The organism is Candidatus Symbiothrix dinenymphae (assembly GCF_001431085.1).
In genome coordinates this window covers 1-4,748 of sequence record NZ_BBRU01000500.1, presented here as the reverse complement: position 1 = coordinate 4,748, position 4,748 = coordinate 1, and the positions used below count along the sequence as shown (strand labels likewise).

At 50.3% G+C, this 4,748-nt stretch carries 1 protein-coding gene; it reads right to left on the bottom strand.

The genetic code is table 11. The features are described 5' to 3' along the window. Positions 1-4,748: InlB B-repeat-containing protein (locus tag ASC50_RS05325; RefSeq protein ID WP_193391215.1), on the bottom strand; the 4,748-nt coding region annotated here is incomplete at both ends.

Here is a 4,748-nt window from a genome sequence, read left to right as displayed (position 1 = left end):
CAGGCGTCTGCGGTAAGGGGATTTCTCCGCCTTTTTTCACACTTTTCGTTGCAACCACAGTGCTACCATCTTTGAAAGAGACCAGCACGGCAGGTCCCCACTTGGGGTATAGGGTTATATTGCCTGTGGTATCCGCCGGAATAATTTCAATCTGCGAGCCCTCAGCATAATCCGGAGTCGTGTACCAGCCCTCAAAGGCAGACCTCGACTTTGTCGGCTCTCTCAGGTAGATAGGCAGAGTGCTTATATTATAGGACGTCGGGTTGAGCACAGAATTTGACTCAACATGATAGTCAATAGCATATTCATCCACCTGCCACTTAGCATACAGCCGCAGGTTACCAACAGAATTTTCCAGTTTAATAATCGGGTCACCGGTAAATTCAGGATTGGTGTACCAGCCGAGGAAAGTAGAGCCGTGCTTTGTAGTAATCAAAGACCTATTAGTCGTAACATCATAGGTTGTTGGCAGGGACACCTCACCCGGATCGGTGTATCTGATAGTGTACTGAATACGCTGCCATTGTGCCGTAAGGATAACGTCATTTTCTACTATCGTTTCAAAATTCCAAGGCAGATCGTTGGTACTATGCCAGTTCACAAACTCGTAGCCTCTTCTCTCCGGATCAGACGGACGCTCTATCTTTTGGTTACGTCCCAGCAATAGAGCATCCATAAGCACACCAGGGGTCAGGAAGAAGCGCACAGAATATTTCATCGCCGTTGCGATGGTCACATTATCAATCGCCGCAGGAGGTTGCATACCGGCACGGTCATCGTTTATCCAGGCAAATATCAACCGCTTATAGGTGTTGGCATTCTCATGAGGCACTACAATGACCTCTTGCGAATGCCATCCGGCACGTTCCTTACCATAATCGCCAAAAACGCCAATCGGGGTAGCAGAGGGGATTTTCCGCCCTGGTACAGGCGTCACAGTAAGATTTTCGAGATAGACAGCCAAATAATCTTTTCCGGCAACTGTGCCGCCTTCTCCTACAACTGTGCTACCTTCTCCGGCAGACCGCCAATCGAAGGAAAGCAGAAAATCTTCGGAGGCCTCAGGCATTCTCATATCATGATAGAGATACGATATGCTCGCTCGTTCCATATCATACGCATTGTTTGCCCCGGTAGCATCATTAGTAATGTAGGCAGAAAGGACATCACCGTGATTAGTGGCTCCACCCCTCACCCATCTATTGGGCTGCCCTTCGCTGGCATAAGTCCAATCGGCAAGGTAGGGCGAGCCGGCATCAAACGTTTCCAGGAAATCAATATGCCCCCACTTGGCATACAACATAGTATCGTTCAATACGGGTATGCTGTCAAAATCCCACCGTTGCGTATAAGCCGTATCGGAATACCAATTATCGAAGAAGACATAATCGGTAAGTGTCGGCGCGGGCGATGGTTTGGTGGCATGGCGTGTTCGTCCCACAATTTGGTCCGGCACCGGAGTGGCACTCACTTCCAGCGTATTAAACCTTACCGTACAAGCACGCAACCACTTTGCCCATAGCACAGTGTCTTGCGCATTATAGGCAGATATTGACTTTATCGTAGTGTACAGATATGGCGGTGTCAGGGGGTCGGCATCCGCCCAACCGTCAAAGACAAACTGATCTCTCACCACATTCTGCGACAACACCGTTACACTATCATAAGCATACGTCGAAATCGAATCCACAGCCGGATTAAGAAACTGACCGCCGTCCAGCATATAGGTAATGGTGTGACGCCGCCAATTGGCAGTTAAGTTAATGTCAGTATGCCAAGCTCCCGCATGGATGGCATCAATCTGCGTTCCGCCGGTCGTCCAGCCGGTAAAGAGCCACCCGGTGCGCACCGGAATCGGCAACACAAACTCACTCTCAACCGTAAAGAAGCCGACACTGTCCCTAACGCCGGATTCGCCATACAGACCACCGTTGCCGGGTATTCTGAAACGCCCGCCACCCATATTGTAGTTAATCTGATAGTGCTGCAATCCCCACTTAGCCAATAGCCAGGTCGTATCCAGGATTTCCACATCACTCACCAGAAACGGCTCTCTGGTCAGCGAATCAATCCAAGTCTCAAACACATAATCTCGGCGGGCAAGGGTCTGCGTCGGAGCCACATACACGGCAGACGTTCCCTGCAATACCGGTTGCGTTATCACCGGCAAACCGTTCTTGCTGTCAAAATAGACGGGCACATGCTCGTTTCGCTTGATAGACACATTATCAATCGCAATAGAAGGCGATTCACCTCTATTATTAGCATCGTTAGCCCAGGAAAGCACCAATATTCTTGGCACATTCGCTACGCCGACGTCTGCTCGCGACAAATACAATTTTTGTATCACTTTGTTCCATCCGGCACTTTGGTTGCTGTATTGACCAATCAGCTGATAGCCCTCGGTGGTTTCCGGAATAAGAGAGCCTACTTGCGGGATTTGCGAAGCATTGGCAAGGTACACCTTCAAATAATCCCTATCGGCTTCGCCTCCACCCTTCCAGTCAAAAGAAATGATGAAAATAGAATCCGTCTGAATAGTTATATTTCGCCAAAGATGCACGACACTGGGGACACTACGGTCATAGTCCGCGAGACCGGGCAAAGTTGGTGTAGTAATATAAGCACTGCCGGAGAAGTAGTCATCACTGTTATTATAGGAAGCATTAATACTCCAGATATTCGTTTGAAACTCAGTACCGAGTGTATTCACCACCCGCCAATCATCGTGATAAACAGGACTAATTCCGTCATAAGGCTCTGTGAAAGTCTCCGTAAATGCGCCGGCAATCCAGTCGGCATACAGAGTGTAAGCCCTTGCATTACCGGGTGGTATCTCCACTACCCGGGATTGCGGGTCGGAGAGAGTAATGTACCAGCCATTGAAGGCGTAACCACTGCGCACGGGCTCTTCCAGGATACAGCCAGCGTCGGTGGTATAGTATGTAGGATGTGTAGTACCTCTAAAATAGCCGTTCTGCATATTCTCGTAGTTGATAGCCCAGCGAGTTGGATCCCACTTGGCATAGACTGTTGTATCGCCGAAGTTGCCTTTTTTGATAGTGTCGCCACCCGCAGAAATCCTGACCATATTCGACCCGGGTCCCCAGCCTGTAGTGCCGCGTACCGTGTTGTAGTACCAGCCGTCGAAGACAGAACCGAGTTTTTCGGGATGCCCCAACACACTGTCGAGCTCAATATTATAGGTCAGAACGCTGTCGCGCCTTCCGCCGCTCAGCCCTAAGGGGTCTCGAAAAGCTCCCCCGTTCATCACATACTTGATTTCATATTCCACGCGAGTCCACGTTGCCCACACCGTAGTGTCGGGAGCCGCACCCACCGAAACAGGAGGAATCGGACCAACCGGCACTCCTCCCAGCAGGTTCCAACTGGCAAACGTGTAGCCATTTCTGACCGCTTTAAGCGCTTGCGGGTTGGGGATACCTACTCGGGAAGAATAGGGGCGGACGGTATCAAGCGGGTCGTCGGGCTCATTCGGGTTGTTGAGGTATGCATCAATCAAATGCCCGTCGAAAAGACTGCCGTAGTAAATCAGCGGGTCTTTCCACTTGGCATACACATCCAATTGACCTATGCGATTGTCGGTGCTATGTAAGGCATCATCGTTATTACCAAGACGGTTAGCCAGAGTGGGGTCGGTGTACCATCCCAAAAACTCTTTGCCTTCCGGATGTTCCGCCGGATGCAGGACGGTATCGGTAACAATCGTATAGTGCGTAATACTGTCCGGTCCAAGAAGTCCCAGACGAGTATAATTACGATTGCCGTAGAGGGGGCCTCCGACAAAGGGGCTGTCGAAGTAACCTCCATTATGATGGTATATAATGTCGTACGGGAGTAGTGCCCACTTCGCATCCATGATAACACCCGGATAGAATAGCGAATCGGGCGGTGAGCTCGGATAGAGAATGTACTGCTGAGGCGGATTTGCCTGACTCATCCAACCGACATGGGCATAACCTCTACGAAATGGCGTTGGAAGTGGTTCCAAAGCAGGACCCTCTATTACATTAACGACTTTCGTACCCACTATGGTCGGCATACCTGCTCCATTATCTGTCCATCCTGCATGCTGTTGGTTTTCATAAATAGTAAAGTTGGCATTCGTCTGAAGTGTAATCGGAATAGAATCGGACACACTGACGGAGATATTATCAATAGCGATGGGGACTGTGCTACCGCTTCCGGCAGAGTTGTACCAGGTAAATATCAGCCGCTTGGGGGTATCCACAGTGTAGCCCGTTATCACAAACCGCTTGTATCGCCATCCGTTGGAGTTGCCGCCGTGCGAAGTTAAAAGGGTTGTGCTTGCGTTTGCAGTCAGTCGTGTTCCCGCCACAGGTGTTGTTGTCGTGCTCGTTAAGAAGACTTCCAAACCATCGGCAGGATGGCAGTTGGATTTCCAGTCAAAGCCTATCGAGTAGGTTTTACCGGGTGCCGCGGTGAACAAAATATCGGAATAGCAATGCACCACACTACTTAGGAGCTGGTCGTAAGCATAAGCGCCCGTGCCTGCATTATTCGTAATATAAAGCGCTGAAGACGCCGCAGTTCCGCCGGCAGCAGTACCCCTATGCCACGTATTCGGTTCGCTGCCGTTCGCCAGATGCCAGTCGGCGGAAACCGTTTCAAAACTTTGCACTACGGGGATTGCCTGTGTCCATCGTGCATACAATAATGTGTCGTAGAGGCAGGGGCCGGCAATTTCCGGGGGAATTTTTACGGGG